Below are 22,200 nucleotides of genomic sequence, written 5' to 3'. Positions count from 1 at the left end.
GTTGAGGCAAGTGGCGCCCATCGTGCGTCACGCCGCAGACTTCAGAAGGGGACGCTCGTGCGTAACGTCATCATCATAGGTTCGGGCCCGGCCGGCTATACCGCCGCCATCTACGCGGCTCGCGCAAACCTCGAGCCGCTGCTCATCGCCAGCTCGGTCGAAGCGGGTGGCGAGCTGATGAACACCACCGAGGTGGAGAACTTCCCCGGCTTCCCCGAGGGCATCCAGGGCCCCGAACTCATGGCCAAGATGCAGGAGCAGGCCGAGAAGTTCGGCACCGAAGTTCTCTACGACGATGTGGTGTCGCTCGACATCGACGGCCCGGTCAAGAAGGTCACTCTGGGCAGCGGAAAGTCGTTCGAGGGTGCGTCGCTCATCTATGCGACCGGATCGGCCCACCGCAAGCTCGACGTCGCGGGCGAAGAGAAGCTCTCGGGTCGTGGCGTGTCCTACTGCGCCACGTGCGACGGCTTCTTCTTCCGCGAGCGTGAGATCGCGGTCGTCGGCGGTGGCGATTCGGCCATCGAAGAGGCGACATTCCTGACGAAGTTTGCATCGAAGGTCTATCTCATTCACCGTCGCGACGAACTTCGCGCCTCGAAGATCATGCAGCAGCGTGCCTTCGACAACCCCAAGATCGAGTTCGTGTGGAACTCTCGTGTCGCCGAAGTCCTCGGAGAGGATGCCGTCACCGGCGTACTGGTCGAGTCAACGGTTGACGGATCGCAGCGCGAGCTGCCGCTCCAGGGTGTTTTCGTTGCGATCGGCAACGACCCCCGCACGCACCTCGTCCACGGCAAGGTCGACATCACCGACGCTGGCACCATCTGGGTGGACGGTCGCTCGTCGCACACGTCGGTTCCCGGTGTGTTCGCTGCCGGTGACGTTCTCGACCCGACCTACCGCCAGGCCGTGACGGCTGCCGGGAGCGGTACGGTCGCAGCCCTCGACGTCGAGCACTACCTGGCCGCGTTGAACGAAGCCGGTGCTCCCGAGTCCGACGCGTCTCAGATCGACAGCCTGGCCGGCGCCGACGTCTGATCCACGCTGGAACAATTTCCGCACGGGTGACGTTCGGACAGACAGACCTCACAAAAGGAGAAACACCATGACTGCCAAGGCAACGACTTCTGCCACCTTCGAGCAAGACGTTCTTCAGGCCGACGGCCCCGTCCTCGTGGACTTCTGGGCCGAGTGGTGCGGGCCGTGCCGCATGGTCGCGCCCGTGTTGGACGAAATCCAGAGCGAGCACCCTGACAAGATCACAATCCTGAAGCTCAACGTCGACGAGAACCCCGACCTCGCGATGAAGTACCAAATCACGTCGATCCCGGCGATGAAGGTCTTCAACAAGGGCGACGTCGCCAAGACGATCATCGGCGCCAAGCCGAAGTTCGCTCTCGAGCAGGACCTCGCCGAGTTCATCGGCTGACAGCCTCCCGGCGGGATTCATCCCGCGTATGAGAAATCCCCGGTAGACCGAGGCGGGTTCTAGCGGTGGTCGCAACACCCCGAGTTTCGGGAGGTTGCGACCACCGTGTCGTCTTTGGAGGAGTCAGCGTCGTTGAGGGCGCAGTTCTTGGCGTTGATGGACGAGATCGGGAGCGTGACCGTGGTTGCGAGCCGGCTCGGCGTCAATCGGAACACGGCGTTCGGGTGGGCTCGGCAGGCGGGATTGTCCTCGCGGCGTCTGGGACATCACCGTAAGGCCGAGTACTTGCAACTAAGGGAGCAGGGCGTGCTGCAGCGACAAGCGGCATCGCGGGTCGGGGTGAATATCCGCACCGGTCGAGACTGGGAGCGCGGAGCGCGTCGATCGCGGAACTCGCGGTTTTATCCGGACGGCCGTCGGGTGAATTACGCGACCGGCGAGACGACGATGGAGTCTATGACGTCGCCGTCCTCGCCGGATATCCCGCCCGTCCCGGAACATGTCGGATCCCGGTTGCTGTCACTGCTCGAGCGGGAGAAGATCGCGGATCTGAGCCGGCACGGCTTGTCGCTCCGCGCAATCGGGAAAGAGCTGGGCCGCCCGGCGTCGACGATCAAACGCGAGCTCGACGCACGCACGATCGCTGGCCGGTATCTGCCGTATGCGGCGCATCGGGACGCGGCAGCTGCTCGCGCTCGCCCGAAGCTGGCGATGCTCGCCCAGCCGGGCCGGTTACGGGATTACGTCACTGATGGCCTGCGGGGACAATGGTCTCCGGAGCAGATCCGCAACAGGATCCGCGAGGACCATCCAGACGATGAGGGCATGCGGGTGAGCGCGGAGACGATCTACCAGGCCATCTACGTTCAGGCCCGCGGCGGTCTCAAGCGCGAGATTCAGAGCGCGTTGCGCACCGGACGCACGCGCCGAAAGCCGCATCGGTCACTCGAGCATCGCACGTCCCGATTCACCGATCCGATGGTGATGATCAGTGATCGCCCCGCAGAAGTCGAGGACCGTGCGGTTCCCGGGCACTGGGAAGGCGATCTGATCACCGGGCAGCTGAACAAGTCCGCAATCGTCACACTCGTCGAACGGCAAACACGCTATGTAATGCTCGGCCACCTGCCCAACGGCGACCACACCGCCGAGACCGTCCGCGATGTCCTCGTAGGCCTGATCGGCAGCCTGCCGGAACACCTGCGCGGGTCGCTGACCTGGGACCAAGGAGCAGAGATGGCCGCACATAAGGCGTTCAAGATCGCGACCGGCGTCCCCGTCTACTTCTGCGACCCCGCATCTCCCTGGCAGCGCGGATCAAACGAGAACACCAACGGACTCCTGCGACAGTACTTCCCCAAAGGCACGGACCTCACCATCTACGGGCCCGAAGACCTCGAGCACGTCGCCCAAAAACTCAACCGCCGCCCACGCAAGACGCTCGGCTGGAAGACTCCAGCCGAGCGTCTGCTAGAACTTGTCTAATTCGCTTCGGTGTTGCGACGACCCCTTGAATCCGCCCCGATCTACCGGGGACTTTCGTGTCTGTCAGGTCTCAGGCTCCCACGTTCGCATCCCACCGACGATGCGTGTTGGCGTCACCCAGAAGACGCCACACGGCAGGTGTGAGCGGGGGATAGTCGAGGGCGATTTGCCGCAGAACACGGTAGTGGCGTGCGGCGGACGGCCGTGCGCCACCATTTTCGGCGATGTTCTCCGCGCGAAGGATGAAGACGACCAACTCGTCGACCGAAGGGAGATCCTCCATGAAATCCCACGGGTCTTCGCCGCCGCGAAGTCGCTCCGAGACGAGCACGGAGAGTTCATCCGCCGCCTCAGCGCGCAGGAGTTCGAGACTCGCTCTACGTCTTGGCGCGTTGTCTTCGTGGGCCACTCATCAAGGGTACGCGCCCTCGTGAACTCAGGACGCGCCGTACCCGGATTCACCGATTTCGTCGAGAATCCGATTGAGGTCTTGGATGCTAGCGAAATCGATGCTGATCTGGCCTTTACGCGCAGTCAATGAGATCTTCACGCGAGTGTTGAGTCGATCACCCAACCGCTCGGCGACGTCGTCGAGGTGCGCGCGCCGCGACCCGGCCTGAGGCTTCGGCGTACGTGATGCACCCGCCTCGGGCAGCTTCGCAGCCGCCTCTGCGGCGCGCACCGAGAGATCCTCGTTGACGATCTTGTCAGCCAGCCGCTGCATCGAGTCGGTGGATTCCAGTGAGAGGATCGCCCGTGCGTGCCCGGCACTCAACACGCCAGCGGCAACACGCTGCTGGACCGGTACCGGCAGCTTGAGCAGACGAATGGTGTTGCTGATCTGCGGACGCGACCGCCCGATGCGTGTCGCGAGCTCGTCCTGGGTGATCCCGAAGTCATCGAGGAGTTGCTGATACGCAGAGGCTTCCTCGAGGGGGTTGAGCTCGGATCGGTGCAGGTTCTCGAGCAGTGCGTCACGGAGGAGGTGCTCATCCGCCGTCTCGCGAATGATGGCGGGGATCGAGGTCAGCCCGGCTTCACGTGACGCACGCGTGCGACGCTCACCCATGATCAGCTCATAGGTACCGTCTTCCTTCGCGCGGACGACGACGGGCTGCAGGACACCGAACTCGCGAACACTGTGCACCAGCTCGGCCAGGTCATCCTCGCGGAATTCCGTTCGCGGCTGTCGCGGGTTCGGAACGATGTTGTGCGGGTCGATGTGCGCAAGGCGGGCACCCGGTACCGCAACCAACTCGTCGGACTCTTCAGATGTTTCACGTGAAACGTCCGTTTCACGTGAAACATCTTCCGTGGCGACTGCACGAGGGAAGAAGACGTCAGAGGGACGATCGTCTGCTGCCTCGCTAGTGGGAATGAGTGCGCCGATTCCGCGGCCGAGTCCTGTGCGCTTTGCCATCAGGCGCCCCCTTCTGTGGGTGACGCGTTGTCGCGTCGGATGATTTCAATCGCGGCTTCGCGGTATGCGATCGCCCCCGCAGATTGGCCATCGTAGGCGATGACCGTCTGACCGAAACTTGGCGCTTCAGAAACCCGCACCGAACGCGGGATCACGGTGTCGAGCACCTGTTGAGAAAAATGCTCGCGAACTTCGTCGGCAACCTGCTGCGCGAGACGCGTGCGTGCGTCGAACATCGTCAAAATGATCGTCGAGAGGAACAGTCGCGGGTTGAGGTGCTTCTGAATCATCCGCACCGTGCTCAGCAACTGGCTCAGGCCTTCAAGCGCGTAATACTCGCACTGAATCGGAATCATGAGTTCGGATGCCGCGGTGAACGCATTGATCGTGAGCAAGCCCAGCGACGGGGGACAATCGATGAGCACGAAGTCCATCGTGTTGTCGGGTGACGCGAGATAGTCCTCAAGCGCCGTCCGCAGCCGGTGCTCCCGAGCAACTTGCGATACCAGTTCGATTTCGGCGCCGGCGAGGTGGATCGTGCTGGGTGCACAGAACAGATGGTCCGACTCGGGACTCTCCTGGATGATGTCCGAGAGAGGGAACTCATCAATCAGCACGTCGTAGATGCTCGGTGTATCCGCCGTGTGCGGGACCCCAAGCGCGGTGGATGCGTTTCCCTGCGGGTCCAGGTCGATGACGAGCACTCGCGCACCTACGCTCGCCAGCGCGGCCGCGATATTGACGGACGTCGTCGTCTTTCCGACGCCGCCCTTCTGATTCGAGACCGTAAGAACGCGCGTCTTTCCCGAGAGAGTGACGTTGGCAGCTTCGAGAGCGCGGCGCCGTGCAGAAAGGTCGGCGATTTCTCGAGCGAGGGGAGTGTCGTCGAGGGAGAAGGCGGATGTCGTCTCCGACTCGTCGGCGTGTTTCACGTGAAACGCTTCTCTCTTTCGCGAGCCTGCAACAACGTGTTCCACTCTACCTTCCACCCCCCGCACGACTGCGGCGATCGTGGATGTTTCACGTGAAACATCGTGTGGTGTGATCAGCGAACCGTGCCACGAATCACACGTGAGGGCTCGTTAAGGAGGCCTTCGCCGACAATCTCAACGCGTGCACCTGTCACGCGGAACTTCCGCAGCGCCTTCTCGGCACTCGCGATCTCGTTTCCGGCGTTGGCGCCCTTGAGGAGGATGAGTTCACCACCATCGCGCACGAGCGGAGCGGTGATAGGGAGCAATGTGCGGAGTGCACTGACAGCGCGTGCGGTCACGGCATCCAGTGAAGGACCGTGTTGCCAATCCTCTGCGCGAGCGCGGATGACCTCAACGTTATCCAACCCGAGCTCGGCGACTTGTTCTGACAGCCATGCCACACGCCGCTCCATGGGTTCGATAAGCACCCATTCAACGTCGGGGCGAGCGATGGCAAGCACGAGGCCCGGAAGCCCAGCACCCGAACCTACGTCACCCACACGACCCGGGGAGAACAACGGCGCAATGACCGCGCTGTTCAGGATGTGCCGTGTCCACAGACGCGGTGGCTCCAGAGGGCCGATCAGACCGCGCTCTTCACCGAACTCACCGAGCGCAGCTGTGAATCGACGTGCGAGGTCGATTCGATCGCCAAAGATCTCGACCGCAGTCGAGGGTTCAGACTCGACTGCGGATGTTTCACGTGAAACATCGTCGCTCATGGAATCAACCGCGCCGAATTACGGTGTGACGATCCGCGCCCTCACCGTAGGACTCGGAGACATAACCGCGCTCCGAGACGATGTCGTGAACAAGCTTGCGCTCGTAGCTCGACATCGCCGGAAGCGATGCCTGTGATGCGCCTTCATCGAGACGCGCAACAGCGCGATCGACGAGGTTCGCCAACTGACGCTGACGCGCGTCGCGTGACCCACCCACATCGAGGATCAGACGAGAGAAGCGTCCGGTGCGAGTCTGCACAGCGATACGCGTGAGTTCCTGCAGCGCCTGAACAGTGTCAGGTTGTGAGATCAGCTCAACCGAGCCACTTTCGGGCGCCTCGACGGATACGTACGCGCGTCCCGAGCGCACGTCGAGGTCGAGGTCTCCGTCAATGTCTGCAATGTCGAGGAGAGCTTCGAGGAAATCCGCCGCAATGTCGCCTTCCTGCTCAAGCTGCTCAACGGTCGCGGGGACTCGCTCGTGCGACACGTGGGTCGTCGATGCTTCGGTGGTGGTGTCAGAAGTGGTCATGATTACCTCACGAGGGATTCGAATCGAAGAAGAGCGTCACTTGGAGTTAGGGGATGAGGGACCGGAGTTGCCGCCCTTACCCGCCTGCTTCTTTGCCCGCTGCTTCCCCACCGGCTGCTGACGCTTGGGTGCTGCCGCCTTCGCACGCTCAGCTTCCTCGAGCATGCGCTGCTGCTCGGCCTGGTACTTCTCCATCGGGACGACCTTGCCGGACGAGTCGATCGCCTTACCCTTGCGTGCCAGACGCTCTTCGCGCGCCTTCGCAGCATCCGATCCCGGAGTCGGCATTTCACGGATGACGAGGAACTGCTGACCCATGGTCCACAGGTTCGACACGAACCAGTAGATAACGACACCCAGCGGGAAGAAGACGCCCGAGAAGACGAATGCGAACGGCAGCACGTAGAGCATGATCTTCTGCATCTGGTACGCCTGGCCGGTCTTGGCCTCGGGGGACAGGTTCTTCGAGATGATCTGAAGCTGCGTGAAGAACTGCGAGGCGATCATCAAGACGACGAGCGTGACCAAAGTGATGATGGCCGTGATGTTGCCCGTGTTGACGGCGTCAATGAGCGTCTCGTGCAACGACACGGTGCCGAACAGGTTCGCGTCGTAGAACTCCTGCGTGAGTTCGGTATTGAGGAGACCCACACCACTGAAGGTGGGGTCGTCGCCGATCTTCTGAACGTCGTTGAGCACGCTGAACAAGGCGAAGAAGATCGGCATCTGCACCAGCAGCGGCAGACAACTTGAGACCGGAGTCGTGCCGTGCTTCTTATACAGCGCCATGGTCTCGCGACTCATCGCCTCACGCGAGAGCTGATCCTTCTTGCCGCGATACTTCTCTTGGACTTTTCGCAGTTCAGGAGCAATTTCCATCATCTTGCGCTGGCTCTTGATCTGCTTGACGAAGAGCGGAATCAGCGCGCTGCGGACGACGATCACGAGACCGACGATCGACAGCACCCACGTGATGCCCTCGGCAGCCGGAAGGCCCAGAAGCGTGAAGAACCAGTGCCAGAAGACGAGCACCGCTTCCACCGCCCACTTCAGTGGCCAGAGAATGATGCCGAAGAGGTCGAACCCTCCACCCGTCGACGCCTCAGCGGTCGGAGTGGCTGCAAACAAGAGATCCATGCGGAGGATCAGTCCTTTCCGGTGGGAGATGGCACGACAAACCCGTGTGGGGTGAGTGCGTGACGAAAGTTCTTATGCGCGGGCACGTCGTCGACGCCCCCTTGCGCCCAGGGATGACAGCGGGCAAGTCGCGCGGCCGTCATCGCGAAACCCTTGAACACTCCATGCTGCTGATACGCGCCCACGGCGTACGCCGAACATGACGGGTAGTACTTGCAAACATCGCCGTAGGTGTGCGAGATCGTCGCGCGATACCCGTGCAGCAGACCCAGCGCGACGTTGCGGGGGAGCAGTGGGATGGTCTGAAGAAGATCGGATGCCGCGAGGTGGGCATCGCCGCGCGCGTAGGCCGGGAGTACACTCATCCGGCTCTCCGAACCAAACAGCGCGCAACCTCATCACGCAGGTCGGCGAAAGATGCCGTGGCTGCGGACGGTAGGGCGCGGATCACGATGTTGTTCCCGACGGTCAGCGAGTCGAGTGATTCGGCGCAGATCGCCTTGAGACGTCTACGCACGGTGTTGCGCACAACAGCACCGCCCACCTGGCGGCTCACGATGAAGCCGAACCGGGTGGGCGTAGCTGAAGTTGCGGGGGTGACGTAGGTCACCGTGTGTGCACCGGCACACCGACGACCCCGACGGACGACGGCCTTGTAATCCGCTCCGCGGGTGAGTCGGTTCGGCCGTGCCAGCACCGCTCGGGTCAGGCCGAGAGCTCGGTGCGACCCTTGGCGCGACGTGCCGACAGAATGCTGCGGCCGGCACGGGTACGCATGCGTGCGCGGAAGCCGTGCTTCTTGGCGCGACGACGGTTGTTGGGCTGGAAAGTGCGCTTGCTCATGAGGATCCTCCGGATCAGGGTGTCACCGGGACGCTCTGCCGGGACGTTCGTACAAGGGACAGCCCACGAAGGGCATAAGTCAACCGATTAAGGCTACGTCGAGATGCCGATTAACTCAAACCGAGATCGCGCAAGCGCACCATTATGCCGAAAGCTCTCAGGAACGCGCGCAGTGACACGCGGCCGCGATCTACAGTGGAGTTTGCTGAACCGGGCCGCGAGAACTAGCGTTGCTCCGTCAGTTATCCACAGGTTTCTCGTGATTTTTCCGCGGAACGAGTTGGAGTCATCAACAACCCGGGGGGGCCATGTCAGCGCACGATATTCCGGATGTCCCCGTCTGGACCGCCGTGCTCGAGGTGCTCTCGTCGGATGACCGCATCACGCCGCAGCTGCACGGATTTCTCAGTCTGGCCGTACCTCAGGGTGTCATGGGCGGGACGCTATACCTCGACGTTCCCAACGATCTCACCAGCGCACAGTTCACCAAGCGCATGCGTGCACCGATCATGGAGGCGCTCGCGCAGGTCGGCCAAGGCGATCAGCCGCCGACGGCGACATTCCGCGTCGTTGTCAATCCCGAACTCGGTGATGCACGTCCCGCGCCGACCACACCCGCGCAAGAACAACCGACCCCGCCCGCGTCGGAAGCCGTCGGGCTCACCCGGTCGCCTCTGGAGCGACCGACGGATGCCGCCCCCGCGGCATCCCGCAATGACACCCGGCTGAACCCGAAGTACACGTTCGACAACTTCGTCATCGGTCAATCGAACCGCTTCGCCCATGCGGCCGCCGTCGCCGTGGCCGAGGCGCCGGCGAAGGCCTACAACCCTCTCTTCATCTACGGAGACTCGGGCCTGGGCAAGACACACCTTCTGCACGCCATCGGCGACTACGCCATGAACTTGTACAGCGGAATCCGCGTGAGGTACGTCTCAAGCGAAGAGTTCACGAACGACTTCATCAACTCGATCGCCAACAACCGCGGCTCCGCGTTCCAAGCGCGCTACCGAGACGTCGACATTCTGCTGATCGACGACATCCAGTTCCTCCAGGGCCGTGCCGAGACACAAGAGGCCTTCTTCCACACCTTCAATACGCTGCACGACCATGACAAGCAGGTCGTCATCACAAGCGATGTTCCCCCCAAACACCTCACCGGATTCGAAGACCGCATGCGGAGCCGTTTCGAGTGGGGCCTCATCACCGATGTACAGGCACCCGACCTCGAAACGCGTATCGCGATTCTTCGAAAGAAGGCGCAGTCCGAACGCCTCCACATTCCCGACGAGGTGCTCGAGTACATCGCGACAGTTGTGTCATCCAACATTCGCGAACTTGAGGGCGCGCTGATCCGCGTGTCGGCGTTCGCCAGTCTCAACCGATCGTCGCTCGACATCGCACTGGCCCAGACGGTGCTCCGCGACATCGTGGATCAAGACGACGCGAACATCATCTCGCCGACCGACATCATTTCGGCGACCGCACAGTACTTCAAGCTCACCGTCGACGATCTCTACGGGTCCTCGCGTTCCCAGTCCGTCGCCACTGCGCGGCAGATCGCCATGTACCTGTGTCGTGAGCGCACGAGCCTTTCGTTGCCCAAAATCGGTCAGCTCTTCGGCAACCGCGACCACACCACGGTGATGTACGCGTACAAGAAGATCAGCGAACTGATGAAAGAGCGCCGGTCGATCTACAACCAGGTCTCTGAAATCACCACGCAGCTCGGCCGCAACGGACGCTGATCAAGAATCACTCTTGACAGCACCTCATCGGCGCGCCAATATGTGCGTTCTTCACAGTGTGGAAAACCTGTGGATAACTACACAACCCTGCGGATGACGTGTGCACGAAACACCGGCGCCTGTGGATGACTGGGGAAAACGACGGATGCGCGAAAACCCTGTGCACTGTTGGATCCGCAGCGCATCCACAACTCACACGAATGTGATTTCGGTGTCTCGACTGGGAACGCGACAGTTATCCACAGTTTCCACAGCCGTTAACACCATGACAAATACTTTTAGTGAAGACCGATCCAATGACCTTTGCGAAGTGCACGAAGCCGAACGCAGGGCACTAGCATGAGAAAACCCCACCCGCAGTCAAGGGAGCATTCGTGAAGTTCCACGTCAATCGCGATGTGTTCAGCGAGGCCGTGTCGTTCGTTGTGAAGCTCCTGCCACAGCGCAATCCGCAGCCGATCCTCGCCGGAGTCCTCATCGAAGCCAGCGACGCCGGATTGTCGCTGGCGGCATTCGACTACGAAGCATCCGCGCGGACCGTCATCGAGGCCACCGTCGACGAACCCGGGACGATTCTCGTCCACGGACGTCTGCTCTCTGAGATCGCAAGTCGCTTGCCGAACGCGCCGATCCAGATCGAGGTGGAAGAAGACGGCGGGATCCTTCTCACGTGTGGATCGGCCCGATTCACCCTCGCGTCGATGCCTGTTCAGGAATACCCCGCAATCCCCGAGGTTTCCGGTGACTCCGGTCTCGTACCCGCGGAAGATTTCGCCACGGCGATCGCCCAGGTCGCGTTCGCCGCATCGCGCGATGATGTAACACCCGTCCTCACGGGTGTTCAGCTCGAGGTGACAGGTACGAATCTGAGCTTGGTCGCCACCGACCGTTACCGTGTCGCACTGCGCAACATCCCGTGGGACGGGGGAGCTTCCGACTCAGACGAGGCGACAACTGCTCTCGTCCCGGCGCGCACGCTGACCGAAGTCGGCAAGACGTTCTCCCACAGTGGGAACATCTCGATCGCCTTCTCAGGATCGGGCGACCGCGAGATCATCGCGTTCACGGCCGGCAACAAGACGGTGACGTCACTGCTGATCAAGGGAAACTTCCCGCCCGTGCGGCGGCTGTTCCCCGAGCAGACCGAGCACCACGCCGTGGTGAACACGGCCGAGCTTGCAGAAGCTGTGCGTCGTGTCGCGCTCGTTCTCGATCGCTCTGCTCCGCTGCGGTTCACTTTCACCACTGACAGTGTGTCGATGGATGCTTCGGGCACCGAGCAGGCGCGTGCCACCGAGACCGTTGACGCCAACCTTGTCGGCGAAGATGTGACGCTGGGCCTGAACCCGCAGTACCTGCTCGAGTCGCTCAGCGCGGTGAAGAGCGAGTTCGTGCGCATCACGTTCACATCCAGCGACAACGCGAACAAGCTGAGTCCTGTGCTCATCACCCCGCAGACGTCGGTCGACAAGTCGGGTGAGGAGTCGTTCCGCTACCTGCTGCAGCCGAACCTTCTGCTTCGGTGACTCACGTCGCAGGCGCCAGGTAGTCTGTCGCGGTGATCGTCGAGCAGTTGAGTTTGGTGGACTTCCGCAATTACGCGGAAGCCGACGTGACTCTCGCGGGCGGACCCAACGTCTTCGTGGGAAGAAACGGCCAAGGCAAGACGAACCTCGCCGAGGCGATTGGCTTCTTCGCGACACTCGGCTCACATCGCGTCTCGAACGACGCACCCATGGTGCGCGACGGTGTCGATGCGGCAATCATTCGAGCGCTGTTGGCGCACGGCGAGCGTCGGGTCCTCCTCGAAGCTCAGATCAACCGCCAGGGATCCAACAAAGCGCGCGTGAATGGCGCGGGCGTCAAGCCGGCAGAACTTCCCCGCTATGCGCAGGTCGTGCTGTTCGCGCCGGAGGATCTGCAGATCGTGCGCGGCGATCCATCGGTACGCCGACGCTTCTCGGACCAGCTTCTCGTGCAGCGATTTCCTCGTTTTGCGGGCGTGATCGGCGATTTCGAACGTGTCCTCAAGCAGCGAAATGCACTCCTGAAGTCAGCCAAGGCGCGCGGAATCAAGGGGGACGCCCTCACCACCCTCGAAGTGTGGAATGACAAGCTCGTGGCATTGGGCACCCAAATCATCGAGGCGCGCCTGGCTCTCGCAGCCGAACTCGCCGGTCCGCTGACCGCGTCGTACACGGCGATCGCCGGCGCCGATCATCAGCCTGAAGCGACATGGTCGCTCTCGGTCACCGGTGCAGATCCCGAGGAAGGATCGGCGGACAACGGCGCGGATGCCGCGGCCGGGCACATCGCCGACGCGTTCCGCGCCGCCCTCGCCGCGCGACAGAGCGCAGAACTCGACCGGGGAATTACGCTTGTGGGGCCGCACCGCGACGATCTTGTGTTGCGGGTGCGCGGGCTTCCGGTCAAGGGGTACGCGTCACACGGCGAGTCCTGGTCCGTCGCGCTGTCATTGCGATTGGCTTCGGCGCAGCTCTTGCGAGCGGAATCACGCCTGGGTGACCCGGTGCTGATTCTCGATGATGTTTTCGCCGAGCTCGATTCCGACCGCCGTACCCGGCTCGCCCATGTTGCCGCGGATTACGAACAGGTGATCGTGACGGCGGCCGTCGAAGAAGATGTGCCGAGTGAATTGCGGGCTCGCGTCGTGCGCGTAGCGCACGGAACGATCCTGGAGCAGCTCGATGACTGACTCGAGTGCGGCGGATGCGGCATCCGACATCCCCGAAACCGTCGCGACGTACCTGCGATTGCGGGGGTTGGCGCCCTCGGCTCGCACATTCCGCAAGAAACGGCGTCGAACCGAGGATGACGAGAACGTTCCTTTCGCTGCCGGTCGAGATCCACGGGGGATCGGCGATGTCATCGGAGATCTCACGCGGCAGTCCGGGTGGGACAAGGAGCTGGCGCGCGAAGATGTCGTCCGTGCATGGGCAGAAGTTGCGGGCGTAGAGACTGCCGAACGCACTCGTCCCGTCGCCTTCACCGACGGAACTTTGACGGTACAAGCGGACTCGACCGCGTGGGCCAAGCAGCTTCAGCTGATGCGTGCGCACATCCTGTCGGAGATCGTCCGACGGTTCCCAGAAGCCGGGGTCGAGACCATCCGCTTCATCGGGCCGGACGTCCCCTCGTGGAAATGGGGTCAGAGAACGATTCCAGGGCGCGGCCCACGCGATACCTACGGATAAACCACCATCCGGGTCGTCGTACGCAATTTCATCGCGTCACAGCGGCGTAGAACACTCACGGACTCGGCTCCGCTTGGTAGACTGTCGGCATCCTCGCCTATCGATGTGGAGCGCTTGAAGCCTTATGACGTCTGAAACCCCTGAGAGCGTTCACGAAGAACCCGAAACGCCCACCGCGTCGGCAGTTCCGAACGAGTATGGGGCTGATGCCATCCAGGTGCTGGAAGGACTCGAAGCAGTCCGCAAGCGCCCCGGTATGTACATCGGCTCCACGGGAGCGCGAGGCCTCCACCACTTGGTGCAGGAGATCGTTGACAACTCTGTCGACGAAGCCCTCGCCGGCTATTGCGACACGATCGAAGTGACGATCCTCGCCGATGGCGCGGTACGTGTCGTCGACAACGGTCGCGGTATTCCGGTCGACATGCACCGGACCGAGGGGAAGTCCACCGTCGAGGTGGTTCTGACGGTCCTTCATGCCGGTGGCAAGTTCGGTGGCGGCGGATACGCGGTCTCGGGTGGTCTGCATGGCGTGGGCTCTTCGGTTGTGAACGCACTCTCGACGCGCCTTGAGGTAGAGGTCAAGCGTCAAGGCTCGGTCTGGCGTCAGTCGTATCGTGACGGCGGAATGCCGCTCGCTCCGCTCGCGCAAGGCGAAGACAGCACCGACACCGGAACGACGATCACTTTCTGGCCCGATGCCACGATCTTCGACACCGTGGATTTCGACTACGACACGCTGCGCACGCGCTTCCAGCAGATGGCGTTCCTCAATAAGGGACTGCAGATCAGCCTGCGTGACGAACGCGAAGAGCTTTTCGTCGAACAGGGCGAGCCTGGCGAGACAACAATGGTGCCGCGAGAAGACACGTTCTTGTATGAGCGCGGTCTGGTCGACTACGTCGAACACCTCAACAAGGTGCGCCATGCAGAAGTCGTGAACGAAGAGATCATCGATTTCGAATCCGAAGACACCGAGCGCAACATCGCTCTCGAGATCGCGATGCAGTGGACGACGAGCTACACCGAGAACGTCTTCACGTACGCCAACACCATCAATACTCACGAGGGTGGCACGCACGAAGAGGGCTTTCGTGCGGCGCTCACGACACTTGTCAACAAGTACGCACGAGCACAGAACTTGCTGAAGGAAAAAGAGGACAACCTCACCGGTGACGACGTCCGTGAGGGGTTGACCGCGGTCATTTCGGTCAAGCTCTCCGAGCCTCAGTTCGAGGGTCAGACCAAGACGAAGCTCGGGAACACCGAAGCGAAGGCGTTCGTCCAGAAGGTCGTGGGCGACCAGCTCGGCGACTGGTTCGAACGAAACCCGCAGCAAGCGAAGAACGTCGTGCGCAAGGCGATCGACGCCGCCACCGCTCGTATGGCCGCGCGCAAAGCGCGCGAGACCGCGCGACGCAAGAGCGTTTTCGAGTCGGCCGCTATGCCCGACAAGCTCAAGGACTGCACGAGCAAAGACCCGTCGATCAGCGAGATCTTCCTCGTCGAGGGTGACTCGGCCGGCGGTTCGGCCGTTTCGGGCCGCGACCCTCATACCCAGGCGATCCTGGCGCTGCGAGGGAAGATCCTGAACGTCGAACGCGCGCGGCTCGACAAAGCGCTGGCCAACAAAGAAGTCCAGGCGATGATCCAGGCTTTCGGCACCGGGATCGGTGAAGACTTCGATATCGACAAAGCCCGCTATCACAAGATCGTCCTGATGGCCGATGCTGACGTCGACGGCCAGCACATCACGACGTTGCTGCTGACCATGCTGTTCCGCTACATGCGTGGACTGATCGAGGCGGGATTCGTGTACTTGGCGATGCCCCCGCTGTACCGACTGAAGTGGACCAACGCGCCGCACGAATATGTGTACTCCGACAAGGAGCGCGACGCGTTGCTCGCGGACGGATTGGCACGCGGCCGTCGCATCCCGAAGGACTCGGGCATCCAGCGGTACAAGGGTCTGGGCGAGATGAACGCCAAAGAACTGTGGGAAACCACGATGGACCACAACACCCGGACCCTGCGCCAGGTGACGATCGACGACGCTGCCGCCGCGGACGAGATCTTCACTGTTCTCATGGGCGAAGACGTCGAATCGCGGCGCGGATTCATCCAGCGCAACGCGAAAGACGTGCGCTTCCTCGACATCTGATCATCGACGCCGAGCCGGCGATCGACATTGAAAGTGATTCATGACTGACCAAGAGCGTCCCGAAGAGATCCACGAGCACGGCAAGATCGACCAGGTCGATCTCCAGCTCGAGATGCAGCGCAGTTACCTCGACTATGCGATGGCCGTCATCATCGGGCGTGCGCTGCCCGACGTGCGTGATGGACTCAAGCCCGTCCACCGCCGCGTCATCTACGGCATGTACGACGGTGGGTTCCGGCCCGACAAGTCGTTCTCGAAGTGTGCGCGTGTTGTCGGCGAAGTCATGGGTCAGTATCACCCGCACGGTGACTCAGCGATTTACGACGCCCTCGTCCGGTTGGTCCAGCCGTGGTCGTTGCGCTACCCGCTGGCACAGGGGCAGGGGAACTTCGGCTCGCCCGGGAACATGGGCGCCGCCGCTCCCCGATACACCGAAACCAAGATGGCTCAGCTCGCGCTCGAGATGGTGCGCGACATTGAAGAAGAGACCGTCGACTTCCAGGACAACTACGACGGTCAAACTCAGGAGCCGTCGGTCCTCCCTGCCCGCTTTCCGAATCTGCTGGTCAACGGATCCGTCGGTATTGCCGTGGGTATGGCGACCAATATCCCCCCGCACAACTTGCGCGAGGTCGCGTCGGGTGCGCTGTGGGCGTTGGAGAATCCGGATGCTACGCGCGAAGAGCTCCTCGATGCGCTCATCGAGCGCATCCCTGGACCCGACTTCCCCACCGGCGCCCAGATCCTGGGCACCACGGGTATCCGTGAGGCGTATCGCACCGGCCGCGGTTCGATCAAGATGCGCGCGGTCGTCGCGATCGAAGAGATCCAGGGTCGTACGTGCCTGGTGATCACGGAACTGCCGTACCAGGTGAACCCCGACAACCTTGCGGTCAAGATCGGTGATCTCGCTCGTGACGGCAAGATCACCGGAATCGCCGACATCCGCGACGAGACCAGTGACCGCACCGGACAGCGCCTCGTTGTCGTCCTCAAGCGTGACGCGGTCGCGAAGGTTGTGCTCAACAACCTGTACAAGCACACGCAACTGCAGGAGAACTTCGGTGCCAACATGTTGGCGATCGTCGATGGCGTGCCGCGCACGCTGTCGATCGATGGGTTCATCTCTCTGTGGGTGGATCACCAGATCGAAGTCATCGTTCGGCGCACGACGTTCCGTTTGCGCAAGGCCGAAGAGCGCATGCACATTCTGCGCGGCTACCTCAAGGCACTCGATGCTCTCGACGAGGTCATCGCACTCATTCGTCGTTCGCCCACCGTCGATGACGCACGCGAGGGCCTCAAGGCGCTTCTCGAAATCGACGACATCCAGGCGGATGCAATTCTGCAGATGCAGTTGCGACGCCTGGCCGCTCTTGAACGTCAGAAGATCATCGACGAGGCTGCCGAGCTCGAAGCGCAGATCGCCGACTTCCGCGCAATCCTCGCGGATCCCTCGCGCCAGCGCGCCATCATCCGAGACGAATTGACCGCCATCGTCGACAAGTTCGGGGATGACCGTCGCACGCAGATCATGCACGGTTTCGACGGTGACATGACCGATGAGGACCTGATTCCCGAAGAGGAGATGGTTCTCACCGTGACGCGCGACGGCTACATCAAGCGCACGCGCAGCGACAACTACCGGTCGCAGCACCGCGGTGGTCGCGGTGTGAAGGGTGCGCAGCTGCGCGCCGATGATGTCGTCGAGCATTTCTTCGTCACGACCACACACCACTGGCTGCTTTTCTTCACCAACAAGGGCCGCGTGTACCGCACGAAGGCCTACGACGTGGTCGAGGCCGGGCGTGATGCGAAGGGTCAGCACGTTGCGAACCTGCTGGCGCTGCAACCAGACGAAGAGATCGCTCAGGTACTCGACATCCGTGACTACAACGTCGCCACGTATCTGGTGCTCGCCACAAAGGGTGGCCTGGTTAAGAAGACACGACTGACCGAGTATGACACCAACCGCCAGGGTGGCGTCATCGCCATCAAGCTACGTGAGGGCGACGAAGTGGTCAGCGCACTTCTGGTCGACGAGGGCGACGACGTCCTGTTGATCAGCCGGCACGGAATGTCACTGCGTTTCACGGCGACCGACGACGCCTTGCGCCCGATGGGTCGCAGCACCGAAGGCGTGAAGGGAATGTCGTTCCGCGACCGCGACAGCCTGCTGTCAGCTTCCCACGTGACCGACAACGGATTCGTCTTCGTTGTGACCGAGGGTGGCTACGCCAAGCGCACCGATGTGAACCAGTACCGCACGCAAAGCCGTGGTGGATTGGGGATCAAGGTGGCGAAACTCAACGATGATCGCGGTGATCTCGCCGGCGGTCTGATCGTTGGTGCCGACGACGAGGTTCTTGTGGTTCTTGCCAGTGGCAAGGTGGTACGCTCTGCCGTGGCCGAGGTGCCTGCCAAGGGCCGAGACACCATGGGTGTGCTGTTCGCTCGTGCCGGTGGCGATGATCGCATCATCGCCATTGCGCGAAACGGCGAGCGGGGCCTGGCAGAAGATGCCGTGGCCGCGGACGAAGAATCCGCCACCCCCGAGGCCTCTCCCGAAACCCCCGAAGAGAGCACGGACGAATGAGTACGGTAGCCGACAAGCTTGCCAAGAAGTCGAGTCAGAAGGCGAACGCCAAACAGGTACGCCTGCGTCTGGTCTACATCGACTTCTGGTCGGCAGTGAAACTGTCGTTCCTGGCCGCGATCGCGATCGCCATCGTCACGGTGGTCTCCCTCGTGATGGTCTACTTCGTCGTGCAGACGACCGGCCTCATCAGCCAGGCCGATGATCTCATCGGGCTGCTGTCCGACAACAACTTCACGCTGTCGCAGTACTTGAGCCTGCCGCAGGTACTGGCCTTCTCGGCTGTTGTCGCGATCCTCAACCTCGTGGTGATCACCGTGCTCGGCGCGGTGGTGGCGGGCATCTACAATCTCGCGGTCAAGGTGACGGGTGGTCTGTTGGTCGGCTTTACGTCGAACTGACCGGCACCGAAGACACCGATTTTCATATCCGCTCCAAGTCAGGTAAAGTCTTGGAGGTTGACGTCGCGAGAGCGGCGAAAACAACGGGGCTATAGCTCAGGCGGTTAGAGCGCTTCACTGATAATGAAGAGGTCCCAGGTTCAAGTCCTGGTAGCCCCACGCAGTGCCCCGGGGCCTTAGCTCAGTTGGTAGAGCGCCTGCTTTGCAAGCAGGATGTCAGGAGTTCGAATCTCCTAGGCTCCACAGAACATCAGAACCCCGGAATCACGCGTATGCCGCGAGATTCCGGGGTTTTTCTGTTTCTCAGCCAGTCCATCGGGTAGTGAAACGGTAGCTATAAGGTAGTTATGCGTGTTGTGTTGAGTGCGCCTACGTGTGCCTCAACTCCCGCATGATCACGCGGAGCCCTCTTGCCCTCCGCGCTCGGGGCGCCGCGCGTGCGCCCTGATACGCCCGTCACGCCCCGACGAGCTGGAGCAGAGAGTCGTAACTGTTCACGACGTCGTAAGTGACGCCCGACACATTGGACTTCTCGTTCAGTGAAGCGAAGAACTTGCGGGCGCACTCGATCTTCGCGTCCTCGACACCCTTGAGCTGAAGAGTGGACATCGAGCCCTTGGTCTCCGCGACGAAGTACACGTGCTTGACACTGCCCTCGCGGAAGGCGATCGCCCAATCGGGGTTGTAGTCGCCGACCGGCGTCGGGATGAAGAACCCCCGAGGCAGTTTCGAGTAGACGACGACCTCATCGCTGACGTCGAGCTGTTCGACGAACGATCGCTCAACCTTGGAGTCGGTGACGACATACTCATAGACGCTCTTCTTCAGCTTGTCGCCCGCCTTGGACAGGTCCTGTGCGGTCTGGTTCTCCGTGAAGATCGATGAGTCGTAGCTGTTGTCGAGCGGGTCGTAGCTGAGGTGCTCGACGATCGCGGTTGCCTTCTGCTCGTTGATGAGTCGAGCTGCCTCGGTGATGAACTGCTCGGGGTTCTGCTTGAACTTCGCGAACGTGCCCGGGTGGATGCCGGTGAGGATCGCCGCGCACGTGCGGCGGGTGAGCTGCGTCTTCTCCGCGATCTCGCCCAGAAGGTCGTACTTGACGGTCGAACCTGCTGACACGGCCGAGTGCTCGACCTTCGTCTCCGAGACTTTGAAACCCGTACCGGCTTCCAGCTGCTCCACTTCGAGGCCGACGATTTGGTTGCCGCTCTCGACGAGGTACTGCATGACCGTGACATTGAGCGAGGTGTCGAGCACGCGGATGCAGTTGTCGATCAACTCTTGTGAGTCGAAGTCGACCTGGTAGACCGCCTTGTGGTTGATGCGTCCCCAGAGCTCCTGGAACTCGCGCTTGTTGAAGTTCGTTTCGTTGAGCGGGATCTTCTTCGGCTTGCGACCGTCGGTTGGCTTTGGGACGTCGAGGTACAGAGCGTCGACGAGCGGCCAGACGAAGTCGATGACGGGCTTAAGTACCTCGGAGGTCGGCGTCGCGAGAGTTCCGTCGGCGCGCGCGTCTTTGTAGGCCTGGGTGACCAGGCCTGACTCGTCGATGTAGTCGTTCTTGATTAAGTGGAAGTAGAGCGCCTGAGCGACGGTCTTCTCGAGTGCGCTTGTGGATCCGTCGCCAAGCGTGATCGGCTTGCCGACGAAGTACTCGACGCTTGCTTTGCGTGGCCTCGCCGACAGCGATTCGATGATCTCCTTCTGGAGCGCGGTCACGAAGTCGGTGTAGGACTCGTCGGTGACAACGGTGAGTTCGTTGATGTCGTGGACGGTGACGGGGTTGTCCATTCGCTCGCCGTGCTGGTCGACCGAGAGTCGCAGACCACGGCCGATCTCTTGCCGGCGCGTCGTGGTGTTGTCGCTCTTCTTGAGCATGCCCATCACGAAGACGTTCGGGTTGTCCCAGCCCTCGCGGAGCGCGGAATGTGACCAGATGAATCGGACCGGCTCCTCGAACGAGAGCAGCCTCTCTTTGTTCTTCAGGATCAGGTCGTAGGCGTCGACGTCGTCCGATTGACCTGCGAAGTCGCCACGGGCGGCAATCTTGCCATCGACGAACTGCTTGGTCTTCTTGTCGATCGAGAAGTACCCCTCGTGGGTCGAGCGCACCGCGATCGCCTGGACGTGGTCTCGATAGCGTTCAGCCGCTTCATCCAGGTCGAGTTCGCCGAGGTAGTCGGCGAGCACAGCCTCGTACTCTTCCTCGAACACTCTGGCGTACTCGCCGAGGGTGTCCTCGCGCTCGTAGTCGCGGTACTTGGCAACTTCGTCAATGAAGAACAACGACAGCGTCTTGATCCCCTGCGCGAACAGCTCGCGCTCCTTAGCGAGGTGGGCGCGGATGACCTCGCGGATCTGGATGCGTCGCTTCTGGTCCTCGGCGACGTCCTCGGTGACCTCGCCAGCGCCGATGATGTCACCATTGCTCAACTCAATGATGTCCCGCGTAGCGTCCACGTCTCGGATGAAGAGACCCTTATAGGCCTCAATCCCTCCGGAGATGTCATGCAGGTTCATCCCCTGGCTGAGACGCTTCACCTGCCGCTTGATGCCCTGAGCGGTCTGCACCTCAAGCTCGACTCGTGCTTTCGGGAAGTCGGCGCCCTTACCGATCTCGAGGCCGTCCACGTACAAATACGCACTGCTGCCCGCCAGGTGCTTGACGGTGATGCCACGCACCGCGATCTTCTTCACCAACTTCTGGTTATACGCGTCGATGGCGTCGAGTCGGTGCACCTTGGTGCGTTCGATCCTGTGGGTGGCGGAGTAGCGCAGCGCGAAGAGGGCGTTGAACGAGCTCAGGGCCTCCAATGACTTCGAGGGTTTCTTCGCGTCGCCTTCGATTTTCTGCGGCTCATCGATGATGAGGATCGGACGGTTCGCCGCGATCACGTCGATCGGCTTCCGTGATTGAAAATCGTCGAGCACCTCGTAGATGCGCCGAGCGTCCTTGCCGGTGGCGTTGAATGCCTGGACGTTGATGATCATCACCTGCACGCCTGCGTCTGACGAGAACCGCTCGATCTCATGAAGACGCGAGGAGTTGTAGATGAAGGTGCGAGGTTTGGTGCCGTAGAGCTGCTGGAAGTGCTCGGCGGTGATGTCGAAGGACTTCTGCACACCCTCACGGATCGCAATTGATGGCACGACGACGATGTACTTCGACCATCCATACCGCTTGTGCAACTCCATGATCGTCTTGATGTAGACGTAGGTCTTTCCGGTGCCGGTCTCCATCTCGATATCGAGGTTGATCGGGGCCGCGGACTTCTTAGCCGGGTCCTTCAGGCCCGTCGAGAGGTCCAGCCCGCGCGCCCGCTGCACTGCGTGAATGTTGGCTAGGAGTTGCGGTGGCGTGAGTGCGATGGCGGCGTTACGCAGACCGGCGTCCTCCAAGAGGCTCACCGAGTTGCTCTTGCCGGGATCGATGCGGTACTTCACGCCGTCTGCATATGGCTGTTCGGCGAACACGTTGACGACCGCGTCGACGGCTTCGGTCTGGTACTGCTGGACCTTGAACTGGAGCTTCAT

General features: G+C 61.7%; 20 protein-coding genes and 2 tRNA genes. 12 read left to right on the top strand and 10 right to left on the bottom strand.

Features of this window, described 5'->3' with window-relative positions:
* The first annotated feature begins 57 nt into the window (after positions 1 to 57).
* The 3 genes from trxB (at position 58) to ON062_RS06520 (ending at position 2,917) form a co-directional block, all read left to right on the top strand.
* Positions 58 to 1,041, top strand: a complete 984-nt coding sequence (gene trxB, locus ON062_RS06530; RefSeq protein ID WP_274646331.1) for a thioredoxin-disulfide reductase — start codon at positions 58 to 60, stop codon at positions 1,039 to 1,041.
* Positions 986 to 1,432 (top strand): thioredoxin, encoded by a 447-nt coding sequence (gene trxA, locus ON062_RS06525; protein WP_274646330.1) that lies wholly within the window; start codon positions 986 to 988, stop codon positions 1,430 to 1,432. The genes trxB and trxA overlap by 56 nt, the downstream gene beginning before the upstream one ends.
* 306 nt (positions 1,433 to 1,738) lie before the next feature.
* Complete coding sequence (locus ON062_RS06520) at positions 1,739 to 2,917, top strand: IS30 family transposase (protein WP_274646665.1); 1,179 nt, start codon at positions 1,739 to 1,741, stop codon at positions 2,915 to 2,917.
* A 70-nt stretch (positions 2,918 to 2,987) separates the two neighbouring features.
* Here ON062_RS06520 and ON062_RS06515 read toward each other — a convergent pair whose 3' ends face one another.
* From ON062_RS06515 to rpmH, 9 genes are all read right to left on the bottom strand, one after another.
* Complete coding sequence (locus ON062_RS06515) at positions 2,988 to 3,326, bottom strand: tryptophan synthase subunit alpha (RefSeq protein WP_274646329.1); 339 nt, start codon at positions 3,324 to 3,326, stop codon at positions 2,988 to 2,990.
* A gap of 27 nt (positions 3,327 to 3,353) precedes the next feature.
* Positions 3,354 to 4,337, bottom strand: coding sequence for a ParB/RepB/Spo0J family partition protein (locus ON062_RS06510; RefSeq protein WP_274646328.1), 984 nt, complete (start codon positions 4,335 to 4,337; stop codon positions 3,354 to 3,356).
* The gene (locus ON062_RS06505) at positions 4,337 to 5,269 is read right to left on the bottom strand and encodes a ParA family protein (RefSeq protein WP_274646327.1); all 933 of its coding nucleotides are present in this window, start codon (positions 5,267 to 5,269) and stop codon (positions 4,337 to 4,339) included. Before ON062_RS06505 ends, ON062_RS06510 begins: the two co-directional genes overlap by 1 nt.
* 113 nt (positions 5,270 to 5,382) lie before the next feature.
* Positions 5,383 to 6,033: a 16S rRNA (guanine(527)-N(7))-methyltransferase RsmG gene (gene rsmG / locus ON062_RS06500; protein WP_274646326.1), complete on the bottom strand. Its 651-nt coding sequence runs from the start codon at positions 6,031 to 6,033 to the stop codon at positions 5,383 to 5,385.
* A 4-nt stretch (positions 6,034 to 6,037) separates the two neighbouring features.
* Positions 6,038 to 6,565 (bottom strand): R3H domain-containing nucleic acid-binding protein, encoded by a 528-nt coding sequence (locus ON062_RS06495; protein ID WP_274646325.1) that lies wholly within the window; start codon positions 6,563 to 6,565, stop codon positions 6,038 to 6,040.
* Positions 6,566 to 6,601: 36 nt separating this feature from the next.
* Positions 6,602 to 7,702: a membrane protein insertase YidC gene (gene yidC / locus ON062_RS06490; protein ID WP_274646324.1), complete on the bottom strand. Its 1,101-nt coding sequence runs from the start codon at positions 7,700 to 7,702 to the stop codon at positions 6,602 to 6,604.
* An 8-nt stretch (positions 7,703 to 7,710) separates the two neighbouring features.
* A complete protein-coding gene (gene yidD, locus ON062_RS06485; RefSeq protein ID WP_274646323.1) occupies positions 7,711 to 8,067 on the bottom strand; it encodes a membrane protein insertion efficiency factor YidD in 357 nt (118 codons plus the stop codon).
* The gene (rnpA, locus tag ON062_RS06480; RefSeq protein ID WP_274646322.1) at positions 8,064 to 8,399 is read right to left on the bottom strand and encodes a ribonuclease P protein component; all 336 of its coding nucleotides are present in this window, start codon (positions 8,397 to 8,399) and stop codon (positions 8,064 to 8,066) included. Before rnpA ends, yidD begins: the two co-directional genes overlap by 4 nt.
* Positions 8,400 to 8,407: 8 nt before the next feature.
* Positions 8,408 to 8,545 (bottom strand): 50S ribosomal protein L34, encoded by a 138-nt coding sequence (gene rpmH / locus ON062_RS06475; RefSeq protein ID WP_005054680.1) that lies wholly within the window; start codon positions 8,543 to 8,545, stop codon positions 8,408 to 8,410.
* Between the two features lie 308 nt (positions 8,546 to 8,853).
* On the opposite strand from rpmH, the gene dnaA reads away from it, so the two are divergent.
* The 9 genes from dnaA (at position 8,854) to ON062_RS06430 (ending at position 18,909) form a co-directional block, all read left to right on the top strand.
* Positions 8,854 to 10,293 (top strand): chromosomal replication initiator protein DnaA, encoded by a 1,440-nt coding sequence (dnaA, locus tag ON062_RS06470; RefSeq protein ID WP_274646321.1) that lies wholly within the window; start codon positions 8,854 to 8,856, stop codon positions 10,291 to 10,293.
* Between the two features lie 374 nt (positions 10,294 to 10,667).
* The gene (dnaN, locus tag ON062_RS06465; RefSeq protein ID WP_274646320.1) at positions 10,668 to 11,819 is read left to right on the top strand and encodes a DNA polymerase III subunit beta; all 1,152 of its coding nucleotides are present in this window, start codon (positions 10,668 to 10,670) and stop codon (positions 11,817 to 11,819) included.
* 32 nt (positions 11,820 to 11,851) lie between these two features.
* Entirely contained in the window at positions 11,852 to 13,009 is a 1,158-nt protein-coding gene (gene recF / locus ON062_RS06460) for a DNA replication/repair protein RecF (protein ID WP_274646319.1), read from the top strand.
* Positions 13,002 to 13,508, top strand: coding sequence for a DUF721 domain-containing protein (locus tag ON062_RS06455; RefSeq protein WP_274646318.1), 507 nt, complete (start codon positions 13,002 to 13,004; stop codon positions 13,506 to 13,508). The genes recF and ON062_RS06455 overlap by 8 nt, the downstream gene beginning before the upstream one ends.
* A 124-nt stretch (positions 13,509 to 13,632) precedes the next feature.
* On the top strand, positions 13,633 to 15,669 hold the full coding sequence (gene gyrB, locus ON062_RS06450; protein WP_274646317.1) for a DNA topoisomerase (ATP-hydrolyzing) subunit B: 2,037 nt from the start codon (positions 13,633 to 13,635) through the stop codon (positions 15,667 to 15,669).
* Positions 15,670 to 15,709: 40 nt separating this feature from the next.
* Positions 15,710 to 18,265 carry a DNA gyrase subunit A gene (gene gyrA / locus ON062_RS06445; RefSeq protein ID WP_274646316.1) on the top strand — a complete coding sequence of 852 codons (2,556 nt, stop codon included), beginning with the start codon at positions 15,710 to 15,712 and terminating at the stop codon, positions 18,263 to 18,265.
* Positions 18,262 to 18,666, top strand: coding sequence for a DUF3566 domain-containing protein (locus tag ON062_RS06440; RefSeq protein WP_274646315.1), 405 nt, complete (start codon positions 18,262 to 18,264; stop codon positions 18,664 to 18,666). The genes gyrA and ON062_RS06440 overlap by 4 nt, the downstream gene beginning before the upstream one ends.
* 85 nt (positions 18,667 to 18,751) lie before the next feature.
* Positions 18,752 to 18,825: transfer RNA gene (locus ON062_RS06435), tRNA-Ile, on the top strand.
* An 11-nt stretch (positions 18,826 to 18,836) separates the two neighbouring features.
* Positions 18,837 to 18,909 (top strand) — tRNA-Ala (locus tag ON062_RS06430).
* A 213-nt stretch (positions 18,910 to 19,122) separates the two neighbouring features.
* Here ON062_RS06430 and ON062_RS06425 read toward each other — a convergent pair.
* The gene (locus tag ON062_RS06425) at positions 19,123 to 22,200 is read right to left on the bottom strand and encodes a type III restriction-modification system endonuclease (protein ID WP_274646314.1); all 3,078 of its coding nucleotides are present in this window, start codon (positions 22,198 to 22,200) and stop codon (positions 19,123 to 19,125) included.

Origin of the sequence: Microbacterium sp. C7(2022) (assembly GCF_028823665.1) — a bacterium.
Taxonomy (GTDB): Bacteria; Actinomycetota; Actinomycetes; order Actinomycetales; family Microbacteriaceae; genus Microbacterium.
The sequence above is the reverse complement of the archived record's forward strand: the minus strand, read 5'-3'. Positions and strand labels throughout refer to the sequence as shown.

Coding starts and splice junctions, on each gene's coding strand:
- ON062_RS06510 (WP_274646328.1), bottom strand. CDS start 4,337: ATGGCAAAGCGCACAGGACTCGGCCGCGGAATCGGCGCACTCATTCCC.
- rsmG (WP_274646326.1), bottom strand. CDS start 6,033: ATGAGCGACGATGTTTCACGTGAAACATCCGCAGTCGAGTCTGAACCC.
- ON062_RS06495 (WP_274646325.1), bottom strand. CDS start 6,565: ATGACCACTTCTGACACCACCACCGAAGCATCGACGACCCACGTGTCG.
- yidC (WP_274646324.1), bottom strand. CDS start 7,702: ATGGATCTCTTGTTTGCAGCCACTCCGACCGCTGAGGCGTCGACGGGT.
- yidD (WP_274646323.1), bottom strand. CDS start 8,067: ATGAGTGTACTCCCGGCCTACGCGCGCGGCGATGCCCACCTCGCGGCA.
- rpmH (WP_005054680.1), bottom strand. CDS start 8,545: ATGAGCAAGCGCACTTTCCAGCCCAACAACCGTCGTCGCGCCAAGAAG.
- dnaA (WP_274646321.1), top strand. CDS start 8,854: ATGTCAGCGCACGATATTCCGGATGTCCCCGTCTGGACCGCCGTGCTC.
- ON062_RS06455 (WP_274646318.1), top strand. CDS start 13,002: ATGACTGACTCGAGTGCGGCGGATGCGGCATCCGACATCCCCGAAACC.
- gyrB (WP_274646317.1), top strand. CDS start 13,633: ATGACGTCTGAAACCCCTGAGAGCGTTCACGAAGAACCCGAAACGCCC.
- gyrA (WP_274646316.1), top strand. CDS start 15,710: ATGACTGACCAAGAGCGTCCCGAAGAGATCCACGAGCACGGCAAGATC.
- ON062_RS06440 (WP_274646315.1), top strand. CDS start 18,262: ATGAGTACGGTAGCCGACAAGCTTGCCAAGAAGTCGAGTCAGAAGGCG.
- ON062_RS06425 (WP_274646314.1), bottom strand. CDS start 22,200: ATGAAGCTCCAGTTCAAGGTCCAGCAGTACCAGACCGAAGCCGTCGAC.